The sequence below is a fragment of the Planctobacterium marinum genome, from assembly GCF_036322805.1.
In the GTDB taxonomy this organism is placed as follows: Bacteria; Pseudomonadota; Gammaproteobacteria; order Enterobacterales; family Alteromonadaceae; genus Planctobacterium; species Planctobacterium marinum_A.
The window spans coordinates 819,879-844,227 of sequence record NZ_AP027272.1; the positions used below are offsets into that span (position 1 = coordinate 819,879).

General features: G+C 45.4%; 32 protein-coding genes. 16 read left to right on the plus strand and 16 right to left on the minus strand.

Annotation, left to right across the window (positions count from 1 at the left end; all coding sequences use genetic code 11):
- Positions 1–213: 213 nt before the first annotated feature.
- The 11 genes from AABA75_RS03640 to AABA75_RS03690 form a co-directional block, all read right to left on the minus strand.
- The gene (locus AABA75_RS03640) at positions 214–486 is read right to left on the minus strand and encodes an HPr family phosphocarrier protein (protein WP_338294794.1); all 273 of its coding nucleotides are present in this window, start codon (positions 484–486) and stop codon (positions 214–216) included.
- Positions 486–1,331 (minus strand): RNase adapter RapZ, encoded by an 846-nt coding sequence (gene rapZ / locus AABA75_RS03645; RefSeq protein WP_338291159.1) that lies wholly within the window; start codon positions 1,329–1,331, stop codon positions 486–488. The genes AABA75_RS03640 and rapZ overlap by 1 nt, the downstream gene beginning before the upstream one ends.
- A complete protein-coding gene (locus AABA75_RS03650; RefSeq protein ID WP_338291161.1) occupies positions 1,328–1,771 on the minus strand; it encodes a PTS sugar transporter subunit IIA in 444 nt (147 codons plus the stop codon). Before AABA75_RS03650 ends, rapZ begins: the two co-directional genes overlap by 4 nt.
- A 15-nt stretch (positions 1,772–1,786) precedes the next feature.
- On the minus strand, positions 1,787–2,074 hold the full coding sequence (gene hpf, locus AABA75_RS03655) for a ribosome hibernation promoting factor (protein ID WP_338291162.1): 288 nt from the start codon (positions 2,072–2,074) through the stop codon (positions 1,787–1,789).
- Between the two features lie 27 nt (positions 2,075–2,101).
- Positions 2,102–3,598 carry an RNA polymerase factor sigma-54 gene (locus tag AABA75_RS03660; RefSeq protein WP_338291163.1) on the minus strand — a complete coding sequence of 499 codons (1,497 nt, stop codon included), beginning with the start codon at positions 3,596–3,598 and terminating at the stop codon, positions 2,102–2,104.
- A gap of 69 nt (positions 3,599–3,667) precedes the next feature.
- A complete protein-coding gene (gene lptB, locus AABA75_RS03665) occupies positions 3,668–4,393 on the minus strand; it encodes an LPS export ABC transporter ATP-binding protein (protein WP_338291164.1) in 726 nt (241 codons plus the stop codon).
- A 32-nt stretch (positions 4,394–4,425) separates the two neighbouring features.
- Complete coding sequence (gene lptA, locus AABA75_RS03670) at positions 4,426–4,932, minus strand: lipopolysaccharide transport periplasmic protein LptA (protein WP_338291165.1); 507 nt, start codon at positions 4,930–4,932, stop codon at positions 4,426–4,428.
- Positions 4,895–5,464: an LPS export ABC transporter periplasmic protein LptC gene (lptC, locus tag AABA75_RS03675; protein WP_338291166.1), complete on the minus strand. Its 570-nt coding sequence runs from the start codon at positions 5,462–5,464 to the stop codon at positions 4,895–4,897. The genes lptA and lptC overlap by 38 nt, the downstream gene beginning before the upstream one ends.
- Positions 5,461–6,015 carry a 3-deoxy-manno-octulosonate-8-phosphatase KdsC gene (gene kdsC, locus AABA75_RS03680; protein WP_338291167.1) on the minus strand — a complete coding sequence of 185 codons (555 nt, stop codon included), beginning with the start codon at positions 6,013–6,015 and terminating at the stop codon, positions 5,461–5,463. The genes lptC and kdsC overlap by 4 nt, the downstream gene beginning before the upstream one ends.
- Positions 6,015–6,992, minus strand: a complete 978-nt coding sequence (locus tag AABA75_RS03685) for a KpsF/GutQ family sugar-phosphate isomerase (RefSeq protein WP_338291168.1) — start codon at positions 6,990–6,992, stop codon at positions 6,015–6,017. The genes kdsC and AABA75_RS03685 overlap by 1 nt, the downstream gene beginning before the upstream one ends.
- Positions 6,993–7,005: 13 nt before the next feature.
- A complete protein-coding gene (locus AABA75_RS03690; protein WP_338291169.1) occupies positions 7,006–7,965 on the minus strand; it encodes a calcium/sodium antiporter in 960 nt (319 codons plus the stop codon).
- Positions 7,966–8,424: 459 nt separating this feature from the next.
- Here AABA75_RS03690 and AABA75_RS03695 point away from each other — a divergent pair, with 459 nt between their 5' ends.
- From AABA75_RS03695 to murA, 7 genes are read left to right on the plus strand one after another with little or no spacing between them, the layout of a single operon-like run.
- Entirely contained in the window at positions 8,425–9,219 is a 795-nt protein-coding gene (locus AABA75_RS03695) for an ATP-binding cassette domain-containing protein (protein WP_338291170.1), read from the plus strand.
- Position 9,220: 1 nt separating this feature from the next.
- A complete protein-coding gene (gene mlaE / locus AABA75_RS03700) occupies positions 9,221–10,000 on the plus strand; it encodes a lipid asymmetry maintenance ABC transporter permease subunit MlaE (RefSeq protein WP_338291171.1) in 780 nt (259 codons plus the stop codon).
- A 10-nt stretch (positions 10,001–10,010) separates the two neighbouring features.
- Complete coding sequence (gene mlaD, locus AABA75_RS03705) at positions 10,011–10,478, plus strand: outer membrane lipid asymmetry maintenance protein MlaD (protein WP_338291172.1); 468 nt, start codon at positions 10,011–10,013, stop codon at positions 10,476–10,478.
- 42 nt (positions 10,479–10,520) lie between these two features.
- Positions 10,521–11,147: a phospholipid-binding protein MlaC gene (mlaC, locus tag AABA75_RS03710; RefSeq protein ID WP_338291173.1), complete on the plus strand. Its 627-nt coding sequence runs from the start codon at positions 10,521–10,523 to the stop codon at positions 11,145–11,147.
- 5 nt (positions 11,148–11,152) lie between these two features.
- Positions 11,153–11,464 (plus strand): STAS domain-containing protein, encoded by a 312-nt coding sequence (locus tag AABA75_RS03715; protein ID WP_338291174.1) that lies wholly within the window; start codon positions 11,153–11,155, stop codon positions 11,462–11,464.
- A gap of 17 nt (positions 11,465–11,481) precedes the next feature.
- Positions 11,482–11,745, plus strand: coding sequence for a BolA family protein (locus tag AABA75_RS03720; protein WP_338291175.1), 264 nt, complete (start codon positions 11,482–11,484; stop codon positions 11,743–11,745).
- 40 nt (positions 11,746–11,785) lie between these two features.
- A complete protein-coding gene (gene murA / locus AABA75_RS03725; protein ID WP_338291176.1) occupies positions 11,786–13,048 on the plus strand; it encodes a UDP-N-acetylglucosamine 1-carboxyvinyltransferase in 1,263 nt (420 codons plus the stop codon).
- 17 nt (positions 13,049–13,065) lie between these two features.
- On the opposite strand, the gene AABA75_RS03730 is transcribed toward murA, so the two are convergent.
- From AABA75_RS03730 to AABA75_RS03740, 3 genes are all read right to left on the minus strand, one after another.
- Complete coding sequence (locus AABA75_RS03730; protein ID WP_338291177.1) at positions 13,066–14,157, minus strand: trypsin-like peptidase domain-containing protein; 1,092 nt, start codon at positions 14,155–14,157, stop codon at positions 13,066–13,068.
- 103 nt (positions 14,158–14,260) lie between these two features.
- Positions 14,261–15,631, minus strand: a complete 1,371-nt coding sequence (locus AABA75_RS03735) for a Do family serine endopeptidase (RefSeq protein ID WP_338291178.1) — start codon at positions 15,629–15,631, stop codon at positions 14,261–14,263.
- 73 nt (positions 15,632–15,704) lie between these two features.
- Positions 15,705–16,136: a ZapG family protein gene (locus tag AABA75_RS03740; protein WP_338291179.1), complete on the minus strand. Its 432-nt coding sequence runs from the start codon at positions 16,134–16,136 to the stop codon at positions 15,705–15,707.
- Between the two features lie 208 nt (positions 16,137–16,344).
- Here AABA75_RS03740 and zapE point away from each other — a divergent pair, with 208 nt between their 5' ends.
- The 9 genes from zapE to AABA75_RS03785 all read left to right on the plus strand — a co-directional run bounded on the left by zapE (position 16,345) and on the right by AABA75_RS03785 (position 23,155).
- Positions 16,345–17,442 (plus strand): cell division protein ZapE, encoded by a 1,098-nt coding sequence (gene zapE / locus AABA75_RS03745; protein WP_338294795.1) that lies wholly within the window; start codon positions 16,345–16,347, stop codon positions 17,440–17,442.
- A 367-nt stretch (positions 17,443–17,809) separates the two neighbouring features.
- Positions 17,810–18,238, plus strand: a complete 429-nt coding sequence (rplM, locus tag AABA75_RS03750; RefSeq protein WP_338291180.1) for a 50S ribosomal protein L13 — start codon at positions 17,810–17,812, stop codon at positions 18,236–18,238.
- 13 nt (positions 18,239–18,251) lie between these two features.
- The gene (gene rpsI, locus AABA75_RS03755) at positions 18,252–18,644 is read left to right on the plus strand and encodes a 30S ribosomal protein S9 (RefSeq protein WP_338291181.1); all 393 of its coding nucleotides are present in this window, start codon (positions 18,252–18,254) and stop codon (positions 18,642–18,644) included.
- Between the two features lie 281 nt (positions 18,645–18,925).
- Entirely contained in the window at positions 18,926–19,519 is a 594-nt protein-coding gene (gene petA / locus AABA75_RS03760) for a ubiquinol-cytochrome c reductase iron-sulfur subunit (protein ID WP_338291182.1), read from the plus strand.
- Between the two features lies 1 nt (position 19,520).
- Positions 19,521–20,789 (plus strand): cytochrome b, encoded by a 1,269-nt coding sequence (locus AABA75_RS03765; RefSeq protein WP_338291184.1) that lies wholly within the window; start codon positions 19,521–19,523, stop codon positions 20,787–20,789.
- Between the two features lie 11 nt (positions 20,790–20,800).
- Positions 20,801–21,535 carry a cytochrome c1 gene (locus AABA75_RS03770; RefSeq protein WP_338294796.1) on the plus strand — a complete coding sequence of 245 codons (735 nt, stop codon included), beginning with the start codon at positions 20,801–20,803 and terminating at the stop codon, positions 21,533–21,535.
- A 133-nt stretch (positions 21,536–21,668) separates the two neighbouring features.
- Complete coding sequence (gene sspA / locus AABA75_RS03775; protein ID WP_338291185.1) at positions 21,669–22,301, plus strand: stringent starvation protein SspA; 633 nt, start codon at positions 21,669–21,671, stop codon at positions 22,299–22,301.
- Positions 22,302–22,328: 27 nt separating this feature from the next.
- Entirely contained in the window at positions 22,329–22,781 is a 453-nt protein-coding gene (locus AABA75_RS03780) for a ClpXP protease specificity-enhancing factor (RefSeq protein WP_338294797.1), read from the plus strand.
- A 41-nt stretch (positions 22,782–22,822) separates the two neighbouring features.
- On the plus strand, positions 22,823–23,155 hold the full coding sequence (locus tag AABA75_RS03785) for a hypothetical protein (RefSeq protein ID WP_338291186.1): 333 nt from the start codon (positions 22,823–22,825) through the stop codon (positions 23,153–23,155).
- Positions 23,156–23,173: 18 nt separating this feature from the next.
- On the opposite strand, the gene AABA75_RS03790 is transcribed toward AABA75_RS03785, so the two are convergent.
- Together AABA75_RS03790 and AABA75_RS03795 are read right to left on the minus strand one after the other, a co-directional pair.
- Positions 23,174–23,743 (minus strand): BON domain-containing protein, encoded by a 570-nt coding sequence (locus tag AABA75_RS03790; RefSeq protein WP_338291187.1) that lies wholly within the window; start codon positions 23,741–23,743, stop codon positions 23,174–23,176.
- Positions 23,744–23,755: 12 nt separating this feature from the next.
- Positions 23,756–24,349, minus strand: a complete 594-nt coding sequence (locus AABA75_RS03795) for a phosphoheptose isomerase (RefSeq protein ID WP_338291188.1) — start codon at positions 24,347–24,349, stop codon at positions 23,756–23,758.

Genomic DNA, 24,349 nt, shown 5'->3' on the forward strand with positions numbered 1-24,349 from the left:
AACTGGAGATACCCTGAGACGGGTTGAAACTTACCAAGTCAGAAATGAAGAAGTTTAGCTGCGTCGCTGGCGGCACTTATCGACACTCCTCTGCGTATTACCTGTAAACCGTGATAGGTATTTGTTTTTATTAATATAGTCTAACGTAATAAGAGAATATTGGATATCTACAATAAATAATATTCGCGATTTGTGAGATTCAGCTAAATATTGTTATTCATCTTCGTTGAACCGTGCAGAAAATAATGCCTCAATCGCTTCCATTGCCGCTTCTGCGTCATCACCTTCACACACTACCTTGACTTGCTTGTTTTGAGATCCCTCCAGCATCATCAAACCCAATACACTATTTGCAGAAACACTTTTACCGTCTTTTTGCACCAGAATATCAGCCGAAAAAGAAGTGGCAAGCTTAACTAATTCCGTGGCGGCACGTGCATGTAGCCCCAACTTATTAATGATGGTTAGCTCTTTTTCGATACGGATCAATTGTTCAGTTCTCTATGTCGGGTTTGCACGTCAGGATGGGCTACTGAAAAGTAACGAGATAGCGTTTCGGCCAGAAACACTGAGCGATGTTGACCGCCTGTACAACCGATAGCGACAGTAACATAACTGCGGTTATTGCGCTCCAGATGTGGTAGCCAGGTTTCAATCAGGTTTTGGATCTGCCCGATCACCTTATTTACTATGGGTTGTGAGGTAAGATACTGAGCTACCGGAGTATCTTGGCCTGTGTAGGGTTTTAATTCAGGTATCCAATGGGGGTTGGGCAAAAAGCGCACATCAAAGACGTAATCTGCGTCTTTTGGGACCCCATTTTTAAAACCAAAGGATTCAAATACCAATACCAGGCGTGACGATTTTTTACCTAAAATTCTTTCTCTGACCAATTCTGCCAACTGATGTATAGACAGCTTATCGGTGTCGATGTGTAAATCTGCCCGCTCATATATTGGAACCAACAGCTCTCGCTCTTTGACAATGGCGTCGGCAAGGGAAATCTTGTTTTTTGAAAGTGGGTGCAGACGACGAGTTTCGCTATACCGCTTGATCAGCATATCGTCACTGGCATCGAGATAAATGGTAGTTAAATCGGTTTTATTGGGCAGAAAATCCAGGTTTTCAGCCAGTAAATCGGGATCTTTAGGTAAGTTACGCACATCAATACTGACGGCAATCTGATCGTATTCACTCACCACAGCATGCGTGAGCGTGGGTAACATGCTGACCGGAAGGTTATCTACACAGTAATAACCCAAATCCTCCAGAGCCCTTAATACCACAGACTTTCCGGATCCGGATCGTCCGCTGATCACAATTAGTTTCATACCAGTGCTTCATAAAGTGCGTTGTCTGAATGGCAATTGCGAATAACCTTGATAACCTCTTTATCACTGAGTTTTTGAGCGATACGAGCCAAGGTTTGAAGGTGGCCGTCTGTTTGCTCAGTAGGCACAAGAATCGCAAAAAAAATGTCGACAAGCTGATTGTCGATTGAGTCAAATTCTATACCAGGAGAGCAGGTAATAACAATAGCCAGAGGGGAACTCAGACCATCAACTCTACCATGTGGGATGGCGATACCTTGTCCGATACCTGTACTGCCCATCTTCTCCCGGCATAATAAACTAGCCAGGACGTCTTCTTCGTTTAGTGTTTCAAGTTTTTCACTGGCAATGTCACTAATGATTTGAAGTGCACGTTTTTTGCTGGTAACGGGGACTGCACAACGCGTGCAGTCCAGTGAGAGGATGTCTTTTATTTCCATCCTTGTTTAGGCCCCTTAATGACTCTTAAGTTTTTCTTTGTGCTTAATGACTTGCCTGTCCAGCTTGTCAATTAGTGAGTCAATTGCAGCATACATGTCTTTATGCTCCGAAGTGGCAAATACTTCACCTCCATCGAGATGCAGAGTTGCTTCTGCTTTCTGATTGAGTTTTTCAACGTTTAAGATGACATACACATTGTTTATGTGATCAAAATGTCGCTCAAGCTTGGTAAATTTTGTATCGACATAATCGCGAAGAGAATCGGTGATTTCGACGTGATGACCTGATAAGTTTATTTGCATAATTGGTCGTCCTTCTTGTAGGGAAGTCTATATTAGACTCTTACGTTGGTTAGATGGAGGAATCGAGAGCGATTCCCGGTATTTCGCAATGGTTCGCCGGGCTACCATAATGCCCTGATCGGCAAGCAATTGCGCAATCTTGCTATCACTGAGTGGCTTGGCCTGATTTTCCGCTGCCACGAGCTTTTTGATGAGTGCTCTAATCGCAGTAGAAGAACATTCGCCACCATTTTCCGTTGCCACATGACTGGAAAAGAAATACTTGAGTTCGAAAATGCCTCTTGGCGTGTGCATGTATTTTTGGGTGGTTACACGTGAAATCGTCGACTCGTGCATATCCACCATTTCTGCCACATCGTTTAACACCATCGGCTTCATCATTTCGGGACCGTGCTCAAAAAAGCCATGTTGTTGTTGTACGATACAATTGGCGACTTTCAACAGTGTATCGTTTCGACTCTCTATACTTTTGATAAACCATTTGGCTTCTTGCATGTGGGAGCGAATGAATTGACCATCGGCACTGCTGCGACTGTTTTTGCTCATCGCGGCGTATTGTTGATTGATGTTCAACTTAGGCACTGATTCGGGATTGAGTTCCACCACCCAGCGCCCTGACTTTTTAGTAACAGAAACATCGGGAATAACGTAATCCGGCTCTTTGGTATTAAGAGTGCTCCCGGGATGAGGGTTGAGGGTTTGCAGCAGTTTGAATACTTCTTTTAACTGCTCTTCCCGTAATTTTGATTTTCGAATAAGGGTGCGAAAATCTTTGGCCATCAACAAATCTGAATAATCGCAAAGCAGTGATTTGGCTTCATTTAACCAAGGAGTATCAGCTGGAAATTGCCCCAGTTGCACCAATAAACATTCCTGAGGAGAGATGGAGCCAGAACCCATAGGATCAAAATGCTGAATGCGTTTTCTGACACATTCCACTTCATCGAGCTCAATTTCTTCATCGTGAAGACTTTCAAGAATATCTTCTACCGAAGCGGTGAGATAACCGCTTTCATCAATGGAGTCGATAATAGCAAGTGCAATGGCTTCGTCGGTTTCACTAAAAGGTGTCAGATGCAGCTGCCAAAGCAGGTGATCTTGTATTGATTCGCTGGTTTCGCCTTGATAAACCTGTTCATCATCAGAACCCATACTAGCTACAGGGGCGGGTGCAGAAGACGCGCTGTAATACTCGTCCCATGTACTATCGATGGGAAGTTCATCGGGGAGATCATTTTTTTCGAATGCGTCGCTGGAATCAATACTGTCAGAGCCATTGAATTCACTATCGCCGTCAGCACCGTTTAGCTCTGAACTGGATTTGGGCTCTTTGAGTAATTCTAAAGCCTCGTCACTGTTGCCATCGCTTGATTCATCCACTTCCAGCAGCGGGTTAGCGTCTAAAGCGTCTTGAATCTCCTGTTGCAGATCCAGCGTAGATAGTTGCAACAAGCGAATGGCTTGCTGCAACTGCGGCGTCATTGTTAGTTGTTGACTAAATTTTAGTTGTAAAGACGGCTTCATTAAAAATGGTTTTTCCGACTCCAGAATGCGAAATTGTCGCAATCCACTTATGAGTTATTGTTTTAGTAACTATAGCCTGAATTGCTCACCCAGGTATACATCTCTTACTTGCTGATTGGCCAAAACCGTTTCCGGTTCGCCCTCAGCGATAACTTGCCCATGGCTGACGATGTAAGCTTGCTCACATACGTCGAGGGTTTCACGTACATTATGATCTGTAATTAGAACACCAATCCCTCTGTCTCGCAGATGGTGAATAATCTTCTTTATATCATTAACAGAGATAGGGTCAACGCCTGCGAAAGGCTCATCTAGTAAAATGAACTGCGGGTTGGCCGCTAGTGCTCGGGCAATTTCCACTCTACGACGCTCGCCACCAGACAGGCTCATGCCAAGGTTATGGCGAATATGATTTAAGTTAAATTCATCCAGCAGCTCGTCTGCCAATTCTTCGCGTTGTTCGTTATCCAGTTCTTTACGCATTTGCAAAATTGCCATGAGATTCTGGAAAACGCTTAATTTTCTGAAAATTGAAGACTCTTGAGGCAAATAACCAATACCGTGCCGGGCACGGATATGCATCGGCTGTAAGGTCAGTTCGTGTTGGTCTATGAACACTTCACCTTTGTCTAAGGTGACCAGACCTACGATCATGTAAAATGTGGTAGTTTTTCCAGCGCCATTAGGGCCTAACAAACCCACTATCTGTCCGGTATTCACCTGGATGCTTACATCTCGCACTACCTGTCGGCTTTTATAAGATTTTGCCAAATTGTTAGCATATAAGGTTGGCACTATCAGTGTTTCCTTTTGCGGTTTATGCGTATTTAATTTTTATCGTCAGTTTGAAACACCGTCGTTACGCGGCCGTCTGACTCATCACCGCCGGCAATGAGCTGTTCTTTCTCAAGATTAAAACTGATTTTTTCGCCTCTCACCATACTAGTATCTTGGTGCAGTTCTGCTGAACCGTTCAATTCCAACGTGCGCGACTCTACCTCGTAGCGTATTTCTCCAGCTTTTGCAGTAATTTTACTGCCATCGTCCATGGTTTGAGAATATACAGCAGGTTTTCCGATAGCGATAAAAATCTCTTTTCCCTTACCATTCTCTGCACTAACGCGTACCTCGTCAGCATCGATAGATAGTGATCCCTGACGAACCTGTACATCTTCCTTAAACACCGATGTTTTACGCTTGCCATCAACAAATTGTGACTTGGAGTCTACTTTAATGGGAAGTTTAAAATCTTCCTTACCTGCCAGCGCTGTTGTTGAGAAAAGCAGACAAGCGCCACTAATTAACAACAGTCTGCTGATAAATGGTTTCAACATGTTCTTTTAGTTCCAATTTTCGGGTTAACAGATTGACGCTAAGCCCGTTACTTTTTATGACAAAATCCTGACCCGTAATTATCACCGGGTTGTCTGATCTTGCTGTATTTTTTCCCAAATCGATTTCTACGAAACTGGTTTCTATGGTTTGTACAAAGTCCTGTTCGTTGAGACTTTTGATTACCACATTCTGCTCAAGTTCAATTCGTTGATCACTGTATAGTGTGCCTTCCTTTGCGACTATTTGCCAAGGCGAGTCGGTTTCGTCGGTATAAATAGTGTATTCCGGCTCTTCAAACAAGGTAAACCCAAGAATCTCGTAATGCTCCATTGAAGCCGCGAATACTTCGTGATTGACACTTCCTGATTCATTATAGAGCGTACTTTTCATATTCCGAGCTTGATAGTTAGGATCCCAAGCTTCCGGACGTTCATCAGTCACTTGAGGTGCATCATTAGTGGCCACCATATTAAAATAGATGGTGATGAGCACCAAAAATAAAAGCCCTATGCTGAAATGAATCCTACTCATACGCTACTTGCCTGAATGCCATTCAATTTTCCCTGACTCAAAAGAATAAGGTCACACAGCTCGCGCACACAGCCAAACCCTCCGGCTGTTCGGGTGGCAAAATTGCTAACGGCTATCACTGTGGGGTGTGCGTCTGAGGGAGCGACTCTAAGAGCGGAAAGTGCAAACATGCCAGTATCGGGAATATCATCACCAATACTTGCTGTGTGTTCAGGGGGGATCTGTAATTGCTGTTGAAGATTGCGCAAAGCGGTTTGTTTTTGTTCTTCACCTTGAATGATGTGGTTGACTCCAAGGGCTGTAAAGCGTTGGGCAACAATGTTGGATTTTCTCCCGGTGATGATAGCTACTTCAATACCAGAGGCCATTAGTGCTTTTAAGCCATAACCATCTTTAGTGTGAAAAGCTTTCAGTTCCTCACCATCATTACCCAAATAGATTCGACCATCGCTGAATACGCCATCCACATCACAGGCCAGCAATTTAATATTTTTGCAGAGGGCGAATGTATTCTCTGCAACCTTGCCATAAGGTGTATCTACAGTATTCATCACACAACCCCTGATTTAATTAAATCAAGCATATTTAAGGCACCAACAGGGCGGTTGTGTGCATCTACTACAATCAGGCTACTGATATTGCGGTTTTCCATTTCATTCAGTGCCTCTGCGGCTAACATTTCTCGATGTGCGGTAAAACAGTTGCGGGTCATGACTTCACTGATGCGGGTATTGTGAACATCTTTGTGGGCATCAATAACACGGCGTAAATCGCCATCAGTGAAAATGCCGATCAGTTTCCCTTCTGCGTCGACAATGCCTGCCAAACCTAAACTCTTTTGCGTAATAATGACAAGTGCGTCGCGGATACTGCTGGTTTCAGCAACCAATGGCACTCTGTCTCCGGAGTGCATGATATCGTTCAAAGTGAGTAGTAGTTTTTTACCCAATGAGCCACTTGGGTGAGATAAAGCAAACTCTTCGGCGGTGAAGTTTTTTGCATCTAACAATGCAACTGCAAGCGCATCACCCAATACCAGAGTGACACTGGTGCTGGATGTCGGAGCCAACCCTAAGGAGCAGGCCTCGCGCGGTACTGCAATAGACAAATGGATATCCGCATATCGCCCCATGGAAGACTCGGGGCTCCTGGTCATGGCTATTACTTCTATACCCAAGCGTTTGACCACAGGTAACAGAGATAGCACCTCACTAGTTTCGCCGGAATTAGAGATAGCGAGCAAAACATCGTCTTCACCTAGCATCCCTAAATCACCGTGACCTGCCTCTCCGGGGTGCATAAAAAATGCCGGCGTTCCGGTACTGGCAAGAGTAGCGGCTATTTTATTGGCAATGTGTCCGGATTTGCCCATGCCGGTCACAACAACTTTGCCCTTACAGGCCAACATTATTTGGCATGCAGCGATAAATTGTTGATCAAAAGCCTGCTTCAAATTGGCAATGGCTTCTAATTCGATATCAAGTACGCGATGCGCTGAGGCAAGCAGTTTGTCTGGCTCAACATTCATACGTGATCCTTAATCAGGCAAAAAACAAAAACATGAGGTAGCCAACATAGCCGGATACCAGCACAGCCCCCTCCCAGCGAGTGATTTTGCGAATGCCTCGCAAACCAAAACTGAATAGCAAGAGTAACACGGTAAAGCCCAACATGACATGAATGTCGCGGTTTGCCGCAAAGGCGTCTATTACACCGGGCGCTATCAATCCTGGCATCGCCATTACGGCGAGAATATTAAAAATGTTGGAACCGATAATGTTCCCCAGTGCCATATCGTCTTCGCCTTTCAATACTCCCGCGATGCTGGCGGCGAGTTCGGGCAAACTGGTACCGATCGCAATAATAGTCAGACCTATCATGAGTTCACTCATGCCGAAATGACGGGCGATTACGACAGCAGAATCCACCATAATGTCAGCGCTGATGGGCAAAAACACCATACCTACTATCACCCAGAATATTGCCTTATGAGTTGGCACATCTGAGGGAATTTCTTCAGCGGTATCGGTACCGTAGGGGTCTTTGCGGTCGGCCTGAATAGACAACCAAGTCAGTCCGCCGATAGTGGCGAAAAACAGCACCATTAAAGTAATGCCTTCCGGCAAACTCAAAGTCAGGTCAGCAAGGAACCAAGCTGCAATCAGAGACACAATTAGCAATATGGGCATTTCACGGCGAATAGTACCAGAGCTAACCATTAAGGGTTTAAACAATGCGGTGAGACCCAGTACCAGGCCTATGTTAGTAATATTCGAACCGATAGCATTACCTACTGCGGTATCGGGATTGCCTGCCATTGACGCGGTGGCAGATACCATAATTTCTGGTGCAGAAGACCCCATCGCCACAATTGTCATGCCGATGACCATGGGGGAAATACCAAAGTTTTTGGCCATCGCCGAAGCACCATAAACAAAACGGTCTGCACTCCAGCTAAGTAGGGCCAGTCCAACGAGAAAAAGGGCTATTTGAGTCAACATGAATAAATATCGTTCGTAAAATTGAAAGGTTGTGACAAGGGAATGGCTCTATTATGGGTACGACTTCACAAGTTTAAACTATTTGCATTGATTTGTTGAACTAAGTTTCTGTAAATAAACGATGTTTGTTCTATGCAAGTAACGAAGATTGTGTTCGATACATTCGAATACACAAGTATCTTGGGGATACATCTGGTTACAACCGAGGATCTTTCGAAGTAATAGTATATATCTTGTAACTTTTTGATTTTGTTTTGGGTCCTTGAAAGTCGATAAAATAGTCCTATATCGGGGCTTCGGCTAAAATTAGCAGAACAATCACGTATAATATGACAAGACTGTAATCTGAAATTAAAGATCCGGTAAATACTGACAGTTTATGGTCAGCGATATTGTATAGATACAGTTTTCGAAGAAAGATGGAACGGCTAGCAACTTTTGCGCTCTGGAATGCACACGATGAAAAATCTGGTAGAAGTTAAAAATCTGACCTTCAAACGCGGTGAGCGCACGATATACCAAGATATCAGTATGTCCATCCCAGAGGGTAAAACAACAGCCATTATGGGACCAAGCGGTATCGGTAAAACCACCATGTTAAGGCTTATTGGTGGCCAGCTTAAACCCGACAGTGGTGATGTGTTGTTTGATAGCAAATCCATTCCGGGGATGAATCGCGCTCAGCTATACGCCTGCCGTCGTGATATGAGTATGTTGTTTCAGAGCGGTGCTTTGTTTACTGAGATGTCAGTGTTCGATAATGTCGCGTTTCCACTTAGAGAACATACTCATTTAAGTGAAGACATCATACGTACTTTGGTATTACTAAAGCTTCAGGCTGTGGGACTTCGGGGGGCGGAAAAGCTTTATCCCAGTGAGTTGTCCGGTGGAATGGCACGTCGGGCTGCGCTCGCTCGGGCCATCGCATTAGATCCCCGGTTGATCATGTACGATGAGCCGTTTGCCGGGCAGGACCCGATTTCTATGGGGGTATTAGTAAAGCTCATTAAAGATCTAAATGATGCGCTGAATCTTACCAGCATTGTAGTTACTCATGATGTGACTGAAGTGCTCACTATTGCCGATTACATCTACATTATTGCTGAAAAGCAGGTAATTGGTGAAGGAACGCCGGAGCAGATCAAGAATTCTGATTCAGATTTAGTGCAGCAGTTTTTGCAGGGGGAGGCCGATGGTCCGGTTCCATTCCACTACCCTGCGAATGATATACGTGAAGCTTTGTTAGGGAGTTAATATGGAGTTCTTGGCAAGGACAGGGCGCAACGCTATTGGCGCCATTGAAAAGATTGGCAGAGCTTCGGTGATGTTTTGGGGAGCCATAGTGGCGCGCCCAAACCCTATGAAGTCGGTACCGCTGACCATCAAACAAATGTACGTGGTAGGCGTTCAATCGCTGTTAATTATACTAGTGTCGGGTTTGTTTATCGGTATGGTAATGGGACTACAGGGCTATACTGTACTAGTGAATTATGGTGCAGAGGAAAGCTTAGGTCCCATGGTGGCATTGTCGCTATTACGTGAGCTTGGTCCAGTGGTTACTGCTCTATTATTTGCTGGTCGGGCTGGGTCGGCATTAACTGCCGAGATTGGCTTAATGAAGGCCACCGAACAGTTGAGCAGCCTGGAAATGATGGCAGTAGATCCGCTGCGCCAGGTGATTGCTCCAAGGCTTTGGGCGGGTATTTTGACCATGCCTATGCTAGCCATTATCTTCAGCGCCATAGGCATATTAGGTGGACACTTGGTGGGAGTCGACTGGCTGGGCGTTGATGCCGGGAGCTATTGGTCCATTATGCAATCAGCAGTGGACTTGAACGAAGATATTATGAACGGCGTGATCAAAAGTATTGTATTTGCCGTTGTGGTTACCTGGATAGCTGTATTTAACGGCTATGACTCGATACCCACATCAGAAGGGATAAGTAAAGCGACCACGCAAACGGTGGTGCATTCTTCTCTGGCCGTTCTGGGGCTGGATTTTGTATTAACCGCCGTTATGTTTGGAACTGAATAGGAGTTTGAAAATGAATTCTCGCAAAATGGAAATTGGTGTTGGCCTGTTTGTTTCTCTGGCGGTGGCCGCTTTTTTAATGTTGGCGCTGAAAGTGGCGGACCAAGGCATGCAAGGCTCTGGTGACACCTATGAGCTGTATGCCAAATTCGACAATATCGGTGGTTTGAAGGTGCGCTCGGCGGTAAAAGTTGGCGGTGTGACCATCGGGCGAGTGGAAGATATCTCGTTGGATAAAGACGACTTCACGCCTGTAGTCAAGCTAGTGATTAGCCAAGAGTATGCGGGTTTTCCTGATACCAGCTCGGTGTCCATCCTGACTTCTGGTTTGTTAGGTGAGCAATATGTGGGCTTTCAACCCGGCTTCTCTTTCGATGGCATTGAGACACTGGAACCGGGTGATTTTATAGAAGACACCAAGTCTGCCTTGGTGCTGGAAGATTTGATTGGTCAGTTCCTGTTCAGCAGAAACGACGAATAATAGTTAAAAAGTTTACGATTTGAGACAGTAGAGGAAAGATTAATGTGGTTTAAAAAGCTCGTTTGGTTCTTGCTTTTTTCAGTGTTATCAGGGACTGCGATGGCGCAGGAAAACCCTTATAAGATATTACAAGACGTGGCTAGTATCACCTTTGAGCGAATCAAAAATGAACAAGCTCAAATTCAACAAGATCCCGAAATACTGAAGGTTATTGTCGAAGAAGAGCTACTGCCCTACGTGGATTATAAGTTTGCTGGTGCCAAGGTGTTGGGTAAGTACTTTAAGTCAGTTCCCAGAGAACAAATTCCGTTGTTTTTTGAAGAATTCAGAAAATATTTGATTGCCACTTATGCGGTCGCCTTGGCGCAATATGAAGATCAGGACGTTTTATTTGAGCCTGAGAAAGACTTTTCTGGTAAGAAAGCGGTAACAGTTAGAGCGGTAATTAAAGATGACGAAAGGCCAGATATTAAGATCGCCTTTAAAGTGAGAAGAAGCAGCAAGACTAAAGAGTGGAAAGCCTATGATATGGTGGCTGAGGGCATCAGCGTGTTGTCCAGCAAGCGCAGCGAATTTGAATCCGTTCTGCGCCAGGAAGGTATTGATAAGGTGATCGCCATCATGCAGGAAAAAAATGCTCAGAAAATTTCCGTTAAAAAAGACGCGTAAGAACCATGCTTAAACAAATCAAACAAGTTTCTCTGGCACACGACAATGGACGTTTGACGCCAGAGGGCAATCTAACCATTGAATCGGTTCCTGCGATCGATAAGCAGTTAAGGTCAATCTTGCCCGGTCTTGAAAAGAAGGTTGTTATAGATTTAAGCCATGCAACCAGCAATGATACCGCCGGGCTGGCTTGGCTTATTAATCTCAAGGCGACGCTTACCAAAAAAAATATCCAGTTAACACTCGAAAATGTCCCCGAGTCGTTAAAAAAGCTGAGTAAACTCAGCGATGCTGATACACTGCTGGAAATTAAATAATCGACACAAGGTTAACTATGGATCCGCAACAAATAGAAGCGATTTTGAACGATAATTTACCTCTTAGCTTTGTTAAAGCCGATGGCGACGGCTCACATTTTCAAGTGATCGCGGTGGGTGATTGCTTTGATGGCGTTTCTCGCATCAAAAAACAGAAAATGATTTATGGACCGCTTCAAGAGCATATCTCCAGCGGTGCATTGCATGCGCTTACCATTAAAACCTTCACTGAAGCGCAGTGGCAAAAAGACAAAAAACTAATGTTTCCTGATTTAGGCTAATCTGCGCCTGCTATAATTTACACCTCGAACTGGCTTTTCCATGGACAAACTATTAATTAGAGGCGGAAAGCCTCTATCTGGCTCGGTGACCATCTCTGGCGCCAAGAATGCCGCCTTACCTATTTTACTTGCTAGCTTGCTAACTTCAAAGCGTTGTACTTTCACTAATGTACCTTATCTGCGTGATGTAAATACCAGTTTAGCGCTGTTACAACAGTTGGGCGCGGAAGCATTTCGCGCGGAAGATGGCAAGGTCCATATTAATCCTGGATCTGTTAATAGTCAGACTGCATCATATGATCTGGTGAAAACCATGCGGGCATCCATCCTGGTGCTGGGGCCCTTGTTAGCCCGATTTGGTGAGGCTAATGTCTCTTTGCCGGGGGGCTGTGCCATTGGTGCCAGGCCTGTCAACCTTCACCTCGATGGCCTGGAACAAATGGGCGCGGACATTGAAGTGGCGAACGGATACATCAGAGCGACCGTGGACGGGCGTTTAAAAGGCGCTCATATCGTCATGGATAAAGTCAGCGTTGGTGCCACTGAAAATTTAATGATGGCGGCGGCACTCGCCGACGGTGAAACCATTATTGAAAACGCGGCACGAGAGCCTGAAATTTATGACCTTGCTTTATGTCTTGAGGCTATGGGGGCAAAAATTAGTGGCGCGGGTTCCGCTACCATCTCCATTATCGGACAACCCGAGCTTGAGGGATGTCAGCACAAGGTGTTACCCGACCGCATTGAAACCGGCACGTTTCTGGTGGCCGCCGCTGCGACGCGGGGCAGTGTACTGTGTAAAAATGCCGCACCAGAGAGCCTGGAAGTGGTGCTCCGAAAGCTCAGCAAAGCAGGAGCCATCATTGAAACCGGAGAGGATTGGATCTCTTTGGATATGCAAGGGAAACAACCGCAAGGCGTGCAAATCAGTACTGCACCGCATCCTGGTTTTCCGACAGATATGCAAGCTCAATTTGTCGCGTTAAATGCGGTGGCCAATGGTACAGGAACGGTCACTGAAACGATTTTTGAGAATCGTTTTATGCACGTACCAGAGTTACAACGAATGGGCGCCGACATTGAACTGCAAGGCCACAGCGCCATTACCAAGGGCAATTCTAAATTGAATGGTGCACCGGTTATGGCTACCGATTTGCGTGCTTCTGCCAGCCTGATCATTGCCGGTTTAACAGCCGAAGCAGGTGAAACGGTGGTGGATCGCATTTACCACCTGGATCGCGGTTATGAAAAAATCGAGAAGAAGCTACGTGCTTTGGGGGCTGATATCACCCGGATTAGTTAATCCGGGTTTTTGTTTTTTTAGCCGTTACGCAAAACCCTATCAAAGTCGCCAACGACCACGGGCACGACAATGGTTTCACCTTTGCGTTTGATTTCAAAATCCAGTGTCGTGCCGGGAAGGGTATTGGAAACTATTGATTGAACTTCGACCGCACTGTTGATTTCCGTACCACCGACACTCATTAGTACATCGCTTACCTGGATGCCGGCTCTGGATGCCGGACTGCGATTCTCTACCGCAGTAATGATGACTCCAGCAAGTTCATGATCAACACCTTGTAAGCCGGCGTAACCTCTGATCACTCGGCCTTTACTGATGATATCTCGCATGACTTTCTTGGCCATCTGATAGGGGACCGCGAAAAATACGCCGGGTACATCTTTGGGCTGACCACCTTCGAGGATTTTGTAATTGGCGTTGTTAATTCCCACCAAATAACCGTTACTGTCCACCAGGGCGCCTCCTGAATTGCCTTCGTTAAGCGTCGCGTCCATCTGAATAAAGTTACGATGAGTGGCAATACCCAGCTGGCTGACTTCCGAACGGCCAGTGGCACTTATGATACCTTGAGTGATGGTTTGCCCTAAATTGTAGGGGTTACCGATGGCGAGAACCAGGTCACCCACCTGGGTTTTGTTTTCTTCGCCTTCTTCTAATTGTGGGATCACTGGTAGGTTATTGGCGTTGATTTTCAACACCGCTAAATCGGTTAACGGATCAAAACCAATAACTTGGGCTTCATGTACTTTGCTTTGCTCCGCTACAATCACTTCGATGGTGTCCGCACCGGCAATAACATGCAGACAGGTAAGGATATAGCCGTTTTCGCTCATGATCACACCAGAACCCAACGAAGTGCGTTCTACTTCATTGTTTCTGAACATGGCGGAGCGGCGTATCGTTTTTTGGCTGTAGATATTTACCACCGCAGGGGCTGAGCGGTTTATGGCCTCTGCAAAACTCACTTTTTGCGGCATATCGCCCGGGAAGATGTTTCTTACTTGCAGTTGATTGCCATTGCGCAACTGAGGGATAAGCGCCAGCAATATTACCGAGACAACGATACCCAAAAGGGTAGATTTAATAATAAACAAAAGAGAGCTTTTCAAGATAATCCCCGCAAATTTAGCGGGGCTAAGAATAGCATTGATTCAGGATGAATCAATAATGATGGTAGTTGAGGGGTAGCATGTACCCCTCTGATAAGTTTTATTAGCGGATCACGACATAAAGTGAAGAGCCACCACGGCGAACGTTTAATGCCAGCACTCCGCGGTCAAAGTCTGTCAGGTAACGACGCAATTCAGCTACATTGTTGATGCGATTGCGGTTTATCCCGATGATGACGTCTCCTTGCTCCAGGCCTAAACGATCTGCATAAGAGCCCGCAGCCAATTCCGTTACTTCGACACCGGCTTCACCACTTTCAGTTTCGCCATCGGCAAAAGTGGCGCCTTGGAAGGCGGGGTGAATATCTTGTGCTTCAACATTGGATTCATTGGAATCATCCAACACCACAGAAACCGTTTTTTCTTCGCCTTCGCGAATAATGCCAATTTCTACTTCGGCACCGGCACCTAGCGTCGCGATTTTGGCGCGTAATTCACTGAAGCTGGAAACTGCGCGACCGTTCAAGGAAACAATCACGTCACCGGCTTTCAGGCCGCCTTTATCGGCTGCTGAATCGGGTGATACCTGACTGACATAAGCACCTTTGCTGACACTTAGCTCCATAGCTTCGGCCAGACCTGAATCAACATTACCACCAGTAATGCCTAATAAGCCACGACGTACTTCGCCAAACTGAATTAACTGATCTACGAGGTTTTTCATCATATTACTGGGAATGGCAAAACCAATACCTACATTACCACCTGTGGGAGCGACAATCGCGGTATTGATGCCTACCAGTTCACCTTTTAAGTTTACCAGCGCACCACCTGAGTTACCGCGGTTGATAGCTGCATCAGTTTGGATGTAATTTTCAAGCGCATTGATACCCAAAGCCGATGAGCGGCTTAAAGCACTGACGATACCAGATGTTACGGTTTGACCGATGCCGAATGGATTGCCGATAGCAACAACAAAATCTCCCACACGGAGATCGTCTGAGTCGGCGAGTTTAACATCGACAATGTTATCTGCTTTGACTTGTAATAGAGCAATGTCTGTATCTTTGTCTTCGCCGAGCTTTTTGGCTTCTAATTCTCGGCCATCGCTCAACAGTACGGTGATTTCGTCTGCGTTATCAACAACATGGGCGTTGGTTACAATGTAGCCTTTTTCAGCATCGATAATGACGCCGCTGCCAAGGCCGGTGAAAGGCTTTTCCTGTACCTGCTCTCTGGGCGAATTTGGGCCGTAAAAATAACGGAACAAGTCCGGTACACGCTGACGGATTTTTTGCGTGCCTTCCACTGAAATACTTACCACGGCCGGTGTTGTTTTTTCCAGCATGGGTGCAAGCGTGGGAACTTCTTCGTCTCCGAAAAAGGGCAGTGCAGCATGGCTGGTAGAGGTTATAGCTACCATCAAACTTAGGCTTATGATGCGAGTCCAGTTGGACCAGATGCGCTTCGTCATAGTTTATTTTTCTCCAATGAATTAACTCTCATAAAGACTGTGGTGATGCGCCTAAGTTCAAAAACGCCTTGCTCTAAGATGTTTCAGAATGTTTTTTAGCGTCACCCGCGAATAAACCAGATTGTCCTTCGGAATAATCTAAAGGCTGATAATCCGTTTTCCGTACTTTTTTGGGTTCTTTTTTCTGGGTTTTCAAGTGCAAAGTGGCTTGTTGATGGAAGTATTCCAGTTGATTCACATCTTTATCTGTGGTGGTTTCATCCACAACCACTTGATAGTGATTAAGCTGCTCTGCCAATAACGCGCATTGCTCTTGAATTTTATTGATTGAATTTTGAGTTTCGCTGATGTGCAGGTTAGCCTGCTCAGCCATGAGTTGTTTCTCTGACTTTTCTTTCGCTTCTTCACTAGCATTAGGGCGCTTGGTTTCAAACAGGGTTTTCCCGATAAATATTCCAATACCAATACCCGCAACTAACAGTAAAATTCCGATTAACCAGTCCATACAATTACCTCGCTAAATGCCCTTTTGAGCATAACACAGATTTAAAGAGTCTCTTGCAATTATGCGACTGCAAGGGGGTTTCAACAAGCCGGACTTCTGTCAAGTGCATATTAATTGTGCATTAGTGTGCATTTTTTATTTGTAAGCGCATATAATCGGCCTCCATTAATGTCACCTAAACGCGTAGGAACGTTCTGATATGTTGCAAATGACTCCCTGGGAAAAGTATCAACTCGATCTCAAATCTGATGATTTTCATTTTGATCCCGCTCAGGAAAATGCTGTCAAAGAACTGCAACGTCTATACGATGAACTCACCCACCCGCAACAAAAGAAGACCTGGCGAGTCAAAATCCAATCGGTGTTTGGCAAGGGCATGAAAAAGCCTACCACACAAGGTATCTATTTCTGGGGGGGAGTAGGGCGAGGTAAAACCTACCTTGTGGATACGTTTTATGATTGCTTGCCCGGGGATCGTAAAATGCGAGTGCACTTTCACCGCTTTATGCATCGCGTGCACAGTGAACTAAAGTTACTGGCCGGGAAATCGGATCCATTAAAGATTGTGGCGAAACAATTTTCTGATGAGACAGATATTATTTGTTTTGATGAATTTTTTGTCTCGGATATTACTGATGCCATGATCTTGGGGACTCTGATGGAAGAGCTATTCGCTCAAGGCATCGTCTTAGTGGCCACTTCCAATATTGAGCCACAGGGACTGTATCGCAATGGCTTACAGCGAGCTCGTTTTTTACCAGCAATCGATTTGATAGAACAGAATACCCGAATCGTTAATGTTGATAGCGGTGTTGACTATCGTCTGCGCACCCTGGAGCAGGCAGAAATCTATCACTTCCCATTGGACAAGGCTGCGGAGGAAAACCTGCACCGTTATTTCGGCCAATTAGCGCCTGAATCCTGCGAATATGAAACGGCGTTGAATATTGCAGGGCGACAGGTGGAGGCCATTCGCAACGCCGATGGGGTAGTGATGTTTGAGTTCGACGTACTGTGTGGAGGGCCTCGTAGCCAAACCGATTACATGGAAATCAGTCGCTGCTATCATTCGGTTCTGCTAGCCAACGTTAAGCAGATGAGCCAACAAGTAGATGATATCGCGCGCCGCTTTATTGCTATGGTGGATGAGTTTTACGAACGTAACGTTAAACTCATTATCTCCGCAGAAGTGGCTATTGATGAGCTCTACACCGAAGGCCAATTATCCTTTGAATTTAAACGTTGTAAAAGCCGCTTAAAAGAAATGCAATCTCATGACTATTTGGCCACTCAGCATCTGCCTTGACGTGTAGGTCGACATTGAGCGCCATGGAAGGCGTGAATGTCTTTTTTGCAGGGAGCGAAAAAAGACGATGTCGACAACGATGGAAGAACCGGTCTCAGTCGTCCGGCTCGCCGATTTATTGTTCCCGACAAAATCGGCATTCACTACCTCCGTGTAGCTCAAGCCGAACCGCGATAGCAAAAAAGCTTAAAATTTAAGCGTGCTTTTACCAATAAAATCTGTATAATTCGCGCCCTGCCCGTTAATGGCGCAATGGAATGTGTCGCAATTGAACTAACTCGAAGGGGTTTTTCGTTCAATTTTATGGCGACTGTTATCAATTTGGGATAACAGATTTTTTGAATCCGATCTTTTTGGGTAAAGATTAATGAAAACTTTTGTAGCAACACCAAGCACGATTAAGCGTGAGTGGTTCGTGGTAGACGCCACAGACAAAACTTTAGGACGTTTAGCAACTGAGATTGCTCACCGTCTGCGCGGTAAACACAAGCCAGAGTATACTCCTCACATGGATACTGGCGACTACATCGTTGTAGTTAACGTTGAAAAGCTGACCGTAACTGGTAACAAAGCTCAAGACAAAATGTACTACGCGCACACTGGTTATCCAGGCGGCCTGAAAGAGACTAACTTCTCTAAGTTACAGGCTAAGAAGCCAGAAATGATTTTAGAAAAAGCGGTTAAAGGCATGCTGCCTAGAGGTCCTCTGGGTCGTGCAATGTTCCGTAAATTGAAAGTTTACGCTGGTGCTGAGCATAATCATGTAGCTCAACAACCTACAGTGTTAGATATTTAAGGAGCATAGGATAATGGCTGTAAATCAATATTATGGTACTGGACGTCGTAAAAGCTCTACTGCACGTGTTTTCTTGCGTGCGGGCACTGGTAACATCGTAGTTAACCAGCGTCCTTTGGATGAGTTCTTCGGTCGTGAAACGGCTCGCATGGTTGTTCGTCAGCCACTTGAGTTGGTTGAAATGACTGACAAGTTTGACCTGTACGTTACTGTTAAAGGTGGCGGTATCAGTGGTCAAGCGGGTGCTATCCGTCACGGTATTACTCGTGCATTGATGGAATTCGACGAGACTCTACGTCCTGCACTGCGCAAAGCTGGCTTCGTTACTCGTGACGCTCGTCGCGTTGAACGTAAGAAAGTGGGTCTGCATAAAGCACGTAAGCGTCCACAATTCTCCAAGCGTTAATTTTTTCGCTTTTTGTCAAAAACCCGGCTTCATGCCGGGTTTTTTGTTTTTTATTGCTACACTTTAACCGCAAAACGCACTCAATGAGTGGTGGTATTAAACCAGCTCTTCGACAGTTTGTACTTTAATTGGGCCTAATTATTTGTTTTAACCATGAATTCCTTGTGTTGTGTGTGGTTTTTCTTTTATCATTTCGTCCGATTAAAAAAGCTTATAATTTGCTTACAAATAACAGTTAATAGAAATTTGACACACTATATCCGACCTCTGGAGTAAAGTGGATGAGTAATTCGCCCGTAGATAATGGACGGCGCCGGTTTCTGACAGTGTCTACCTGTGTGGTAGGTGGTGTTGGTGTAGCTGGAGCCGCTATCCCTTTCATCGCTTCCTTTAACCCCAGTGCCAAGGCTAAAGCAGCCGGCGCTGACGTGGAAGTTGACATCAGCAAGCTAGAACCCGGTCAACTTATGCGGGTAGAATGGCGTTCTAAGCCCGTGTTTATCGTGCGTCGCACGCCAGAAATTTTGGAAGCATTAGCGGCCCACGAAGAACAGCTTAAAGATGCCAACTCTGAGCAGCCGCAACAGCCTGGTTTTGCTCAGAACAGACATCGTTCATTAAAAGATGAATACCTGGTGTTGGTGGGTATTTGTACTCACTTGGGTTGCTCGCCTCAGCACTTGAAAGATGGTGCATTCAACGAAATCGTAGACGGCGTTAAAGACGGCTTTTTCTGTCCATGTCACGGCTCTAAGTTTGATATGTCAGGTCGCGTATTCTCTGGTGTTCCCGCTGGATTGAACCTGGTGGTTCCGCCCTATCAGTTCCTGGACGATAATCTGTTGAATATCGGCTCAGAAGGAGAGGTGGCTTAACATGTTTAAGAATTTACTCGACTGGATTGAATATCGAATTCCTATGATGCGCGTTGCGAACATGCACGCGATTCAATACCCGGCTCCCAAAAATATGAACTTTTGGTACGTGTTCGGTTTCCTGGCGACTATCGTACTGGTGAATCAGATTGTCACTGGCATCTGGTTAACAATGAATTACGTTCCGACCGCTGAAGGCGCGTTTGCTTCCGTTGAATATATAATGAGAGAGGTGGACTACGGCTGGACCTTGCGATATATGCATTCCACCGGAGCATCGGCATTCTTCGTTGTGGTATACATGCACATGTTCCGTGGCATGATTTATGGCTCCTATCAAAAACCAAGAGAGCTGCTATGGCTGTTTGGTATGTTTATTTATCTGGCGCTGATGGCTGAAGCTTTCATGGGCTATGTACTACCTTGGGGACAAATGTCTTATTGGGGTGCTCAGGTTATCGTTTCGCTGTTTGGAGCCATCCCTGTTATTGGTCCTGATTTAGTGATTTGGTTACAGGGTGATTACGTTATCTCTGGTGCTACGCTGAACCGCTTTTTCGCTCTTCACGTTATTGCATTGCCACTGGTTATCGTAATCCTGGTGTTCCTGCACATTGTTGCACTGCACGAAGTGGGTTCAAATAACCCCGATGGTATCGATGTTAAAAAACCCAAAGGCACCTTATCAGACGACGAAAAATCTGACTTTGAAATTCATGAGTACTACACAAATCGCTACGATTACACTAAAGATGTAATCCCATTCTTCCCGCACATTGTGCTTAAAGATTTGGTGGCATTCTGTATTTTCTTAGCGGCATTCAGCTATGTGATGTTCTTCAACCCTGAAATGGGTGGTTACTTCCTTGAGAAACCTAATTTTGAAATCGCCAACCCGTTGAAGACGCCTGAGCACATTTTCCCTGTGTGGTACTTTACGCCTTTCTATGCCATTTTGAAGGCGGTTCCAGATAAGCTGTTTGGGGTTATTCTGATGTTTGCTGCAATTGTGATGCTGGCGTTATTACCTTGGATTGACCGCGGTAAAGTGCGCTCGTGGCGTTATCGCTGTGGTCTGCATAAGTACAATCTTTTGGTATTTGCTGTGGTATTTATTTTCTTGGGTTACCTCGGTGGCACGCCGCAGGAAAACTGGAAAATCGTAGCGTCGCAGATTGCCACTGTGATGTACTTTGGTTTCTTCGGTTTGTTGTGGTTATACAGCAAAAATGAGAAGACTAAACCACTGCCAACAAGGGTGACAAAATAATGAGAAACGCGATGAAATTGGCTATCGCAGCCGTTATGTTGGTGCCAGCACTGGTGTTTGCTGCTGGTGGAAGTAACGTGCCACTGGATAAGGCAAACTACGATTTGCATGACAAAGCGTCTTTGCAAAACGGTGCAAAATTATTCATGAACTACTGCTTGGGTTGTCACCAGATGCAGTATCAACGTTATCAGCGCACTTTTGCCGATTTGGGTATTCCAGATGAGCTAGGTGAAGAGCATTTGCAATTCACAGGCGATAAGGTGAGTGATTACATCAAATCAGCTATGCCAGCTGACGCCGCCGCCACGTGGTTTGGTGCTCCACCACCAGATTTAACCTTAGTGGCACGGGTTCGTGGCGCCGACTGGTTATATACTTACCTGCGTACTTTCTATGTCGATGAGAGTCGTCCGTTTGGCGTTAACAACTTGGTTTTCCCTGACGTAGGTATGCCCCACGTATTGCAAGAGTTACAAGGCACGCCATCTAAAACCACTGAGCGCCGTATGGTGGACGGTGAAATGGTGGACCGCTACGTAGGTATCAAGAGTGATGGAACTGGCGAGCTTAGTCCGTCTGAGTACGATGAAGCCATGTTAGACTTGGTTAACTTCCTGGTATACACCGGGGAGCCTGCTCAGTTGCAACGTGCGGGTATTGGTAAATGGGTTCTGGTATTCATTCTGGTCTTGTTTATTTTCGTTTACCTGTTGAAGAAAGATTATTGGCGAGAAGTGCATTAATTTTTCAACAATTCGTGTAGAATGAAAAAGGGGCAACGCTGCCCCTTTTTGTGTTTAATGTTGAGAGTTAGCGTCTCACTTTGCTGACAGGCATACTGTCAGAGTTTGGATTGAGTTTTTTGGAGGATATTGAATGGCGGTTGCCACTAACAAACGTTCAATTATGACGTTGTTTTCTGACACTTTAGATATTTACAGTCACCAGGTGCGTATCGTACTCGCAGAAAAAGGTGTCGCAGTCGAAATTAATTACGCAGATCCAAATAATCTGCCCGAAGACCTGCTGCAATTAAATCCATACGGTACCGTACCGACATTGATTGATAGAGAGTTAGTGTTGTACACAGGGCATATCATTATGGAGTACCTGGACGAACGTTTCCCACATCCTCCGTTGATGCCGGTTTACCCTGTGTCACGTGGTCAGAGTCGCCTGATGATGCACCGCATTGAAAACGACTGGTACACCATTGCCCACAAATTGCTGAAAGGCGAAGGAGAACTGGAAGCTCAGCGCAACGAGCTACGTGAGTCGATTTTAGCTCTGGCCCCGTTATTCGCTGAACAGCCCTACTTTATGAGCGAAGAGTTTAGTCTGGTGGATTGTTATCTTGCGCCGTTATTATGGCGTCTACCTGCACTGGGAATTGAATTAAACGGCAATGGCAGCAGAGAAGTTAAAAACTACATGAATCGTGTTTTCGAACGCGAATCATTCAAAGCTTCACTGACTGATCAGGAACGTGAGATTCACAATCCGTTGTGATGGTGAATAAGGTCAGTTAACGTGAATATGACATCTAATCGTCCTTATCTCATTCGTGCTTATTACGATTGGATTGTGGATAACAACCTGACTCCGCACTTGGTTGTGGATGCTAACTTCAGCGGTGTTGTGGTGCCCAACGAATACGTTAAAGACGGGCAAATTGTTTTAAACGTATCGCCATCAGCCTGTGGTAATTTACAGATAGGTGATGTGGACATTGAATTCGATGCGCGCTTTTCAGGTGTGCCAAGGCATTTGATTGTTCCCGCCGGTGCGGTATTGGCTATCTATGCCAGAGAAAATGGTGCAGGCACTATGTTCCCAAGAGAAGAGAAGCATAGTCAGGGACCCAAAGTAGAAGACGACCTGGATACACTTAAGGCTGAAATCCGAGAGATAAGTGATGATGACCATGACGGTGATGATGAGCCGCCTAAACCTCCCAGAGGGCGACCCACGTTAAAAGTAGTTAAGTAAAGAGGCGCAATCGCGCCTTTTTTTATTGTCAGGGAAATTTCGTGAATTGGATACGTGCACTGATGCCGTTGAGATGGCTGTTTATCTTGTTATCCGGGATGGCAAGTGCCGCTATTTGTACGCTGATTTTTGCTGCTCAGGCGAACTCTGATAAATGGTTGTTGCCCTTGATACTTATATTTGCATGGTCCAGCTCCCTTGCCTTGACGCTGACAGGATATCGCTATCTCCATTTCACAGAACAACCAAAAGGATTACTGGCTAGATTGAAATGGCAGTTGAGTAGAGGATTGGTAAGATTACTTGAAGTGCTGTTTGTACTCAATTGTGCAGCATTGTGCTGGTTAACGGTCAGAATGCTTGGAATGCTCTGAGAGCATCCCGAGCTTACATTATCCGTCGATTTCCAGAATATTATATACTTTGCTGACGCCCCCAATATTGCGGGTCACCTCAACTGCTTTGCGCGCTTCTGCTGCAGAAACGATTCCCATTAAAAAAACCTCTGAATCTTCTACGACAACATCGAGCTTTAGTGAGTTAACTTCTTTTTCTGTTAACAGACTGGCCCTTACCTTATTAGATAACCAGACATCATGGGCTTGTGTGGTAATCGCAGTACTATTAGCTATTCTGACTTGATTATGCACCCTGGCGACACCTGAGATAGCGCTGGTGAGCCGTTCTGCTTCTGCTTTCAGGTTGCCGTTCTGCGCTTGTCCTGTAAGTAGTACAGCGCCATTGTAAACATGCACATTGATATTGGCATTTTGTTTTAAAGAGGGAATGTTTGATAAAGCATCTTTGACTTTAGACCCTATCGTTGTGTCGTCTATCTGTGCTCCAATCGTTCTCGGATCTTCATTAACGCTAATAGTACTCACTGCCGCCCCTCCAACTATGACGGCTGCGCAGCCAGAGAGCATCCATGTTACGCTAAGCAACAGTATTATGCGCTTCATTGATTTTACTCCTTATTCGTCGTGATGTGCGGGAAATAAGCTATCGTCAATGACTTCACATAAGTTGTGAATAACCAGCAGGTGAACTTCCTGAATCCTCGCTGTGCGGTTTGAAGGGACTCGAATTTCAACATCATTCGCACCTAATAACCCTGCCATTTCTCCACCATCTTTACCTGTTAGCGCAATAATTTTCATATCTCTACTAACGGCTGCTTCCATGGCACGTATGACATTGCGAGAATTACCGCTGGTAGAGATGGCCAGCAAAATATCTCCAGCTTGTCCCAGCGCTCTGACTTGTTTAGAAAACACTTCATCATAGCTGTAATCGTTGGCGATAGAGGTGATGGTAGATGGATCCGTAGTTAAAGCCATCGCGGGTAGACTGGGCCTGTCGCGTTCGTAACGATTCAGTAATTCAGATGAGAAGTGTTGTGCATCGCCAGCAGAGCCACCGTTACCACAGCACAGTATCTTGTTACCATTCATCAGTGCTTGCACAAGAATCCCGCCGGCCGTCAAAATGACCTCCGGCAGTGTTTCTGCCGCGGCGATCTTGGTTTGAATACTTTCTGTAAAGTTAGCTTTTATTTGTTCGATCAT

Bases quoted from the DNA above. Each gene is read 5' to 3' on its own strand.
- rapZ (WP_338291159.1), bottom strand. From the start codon at position 1,331: ATGAAACTAATTGTGATCAGCGGACGATCCGGATCCGGAAAGTCTGTG.
- AABA75_RS03650 (WP_338291161.1), bottom strand. From the start codon at position 1,771: ATGGAAATAAAAGACATCCTCTCACTGGACTGCACGCGTTGTGCAGTC.
- hpf (WP_338291162.1), bottom strand. From the start codon at position 2,074: ATGCAAATAAACTTATCAGGTCATCACGTCGAAATCACCGATTCTCTT.
- AABA75_RS03660 (WP_338291163.1), bottom strand. From the start codon at position 3,598: ATGAAGCCGTCTTTACAACTAAAATTTAGTCAACAACTAACAATGACG.
- lptA (WP_338291165.1), bottom strand. From the start codon at position 4,932: ATGTTGAAACCATTTATCAGCAGACTGTTGTTAATTAGTGGCGCTTGT.
- lptC (WP_338291166.1), bottom strand. From the start codon at position 5,464: ATGAGTAGGATTCATTTCAGCATAGGGCTTTTATTTTTGGTGCTCATC.
- kdsC (WP_338291167.1), bottom strand. From the start codon at position 6,015: ATGAATACTGTAGATACACCTTATGGCAAGGTTGCAGAGAATACATTC.
- AABA75_RS03685 (WP_338291168.1), bottom strand. From the start codon at position 6,992: ATGAATGTTGAGCCAGACAAACTGCTTGCCTCAGCGCATCGCGTACTT.
- AABA75_RS03690 (WP_338291169.1), bottom strand. From the start codon at position 7,965: ATGTTGACTCAAATAGCCCTTTTTCTCGTTGGACTGGCCCTACTTAGC.
- AABA75_RS03695 (WP_338291170.1), top strand. From the start codon at position 8,425: ATGAAAAATCTGGTAGAAGTTAAAAATCTGACCTTCAAACGCGGTGAG.
- mlaE (WP_338291171.1), top strand. From the start codon at position 9,221: ATGGAGTTCTTGGCAAGGACAGGGCGCAACGCTATTGGCGCCATTGAA.
- mlaD (WP_338291172.1), top strand. From the start codon at position 10,011: ATGAATTCTCGCAAAATGGAAATTGGTGTTGGCCTGTTTGTTTCTCTG.
- mlaC (WP_338291173.1), top strand. From the start codon at position 10,521: ATGTGGTTTAAAAAGCTCGTTTGGTTCTTGCTTTTTTCAGTGTTATCA.
- AABA75_RS03715 (WP_338291174.1), top strand. From the start codon at position 11,153: ATGCTTAAACAAATCAAACAAGTTTCTCTGGCACACGACAATGGACGT.
- AABA75_RS03720 (WP_338291175.1), top strand. From the start codon at position 11,482: ATGGATCCGCAACAAATAGAAGCGATTTTGAACGATAATTTACCTCTT.
- murA (WP_338291176.1), top strand. From the start codon at position 11,786: ATGGACAAACTATTAATTAGAGGCGGAAAGCCTCTATCTGGCTCGGTG.
- AABA75_RS03735 (WP_338291178.1), bottom strand. From the start codon at position 15,631: ATGACGAAGCGCATCTGGTCCAACTGGACTCGCATCATAAGCCTAAGT.
- AABA75_RS03740 (WP_338291179.1), bottom strand. From the start codon at position 16,136: ATGGACTGGTTAATCGGAATTTTACTGTTAGTTGCGGGTATTGGTATT.
- zapE (WP_338294795.1), top strand. From the start codon at position 16,345: ATGACTCCCTGGGAAAAGTATCAACTCGATCTCAAATCTGATGATTTT.
- rplM (WP_338291180.1), top strand. From the start codon at position 17,810: ATGAAAACTTTTGTAGCAACACCAAGCACGATTAAGCGTGAGTGGTTC.
- rpsI (WP_338291181.1), top strand. From the start codon at position 18,252: ATGGCTGTAAATCAATATTATGGTACTGGACGTCGTAAAAGCTCTACT.
- petA (WP_338291182.1), top strand. From the start codon at position 18,926: ATGAGTAATTCGCCCGTAGATAATGGACGGCGCCGGTTTCTGACAGTG.
- AABA75_RS03765 (WP_338291184.1), top strand. From the start codon at position 19,521: ATGTTTAAGAATTTACTCGACTGGATTGAATATCGAATTCCTATGATG.
- AABA75_RS03770 (WP_338294796.1), top strand. From the start codon at position 20,801: ATGAAATTGGCTATCGCAGCCGTTATGTTGGTGCCAGCACTGGTGTTT.
- sspA (WP_338291185.1), top strand. From the start codon at position 21,669: ATGGCGGTTGCCACTAACAAACGTTCAATTATGACGTTGTTTTCTGAC.
- AABA75_RS03780 (WP_338294797.1), top strand. From the start codon at position 22,329: ATGACATCTAATCGTCCTTATCTCATTCGTGCTTATTACGATTGGATT.
- AABA75_RS03790 (WP_338291187.1), bottom strand. From the start codon at position 23,743: ATGAAGCGCATAATACTGTTGCTTAGCGTAACATGGATGCTCTCTGGC.
- AABA75_RS03795 (WP_338291188.1), bottom strand. From the start codon at position 24,349: ATGATCGAACAAATAAAAGCTAACTTTACAGAAAGTATTCAAACCAAG.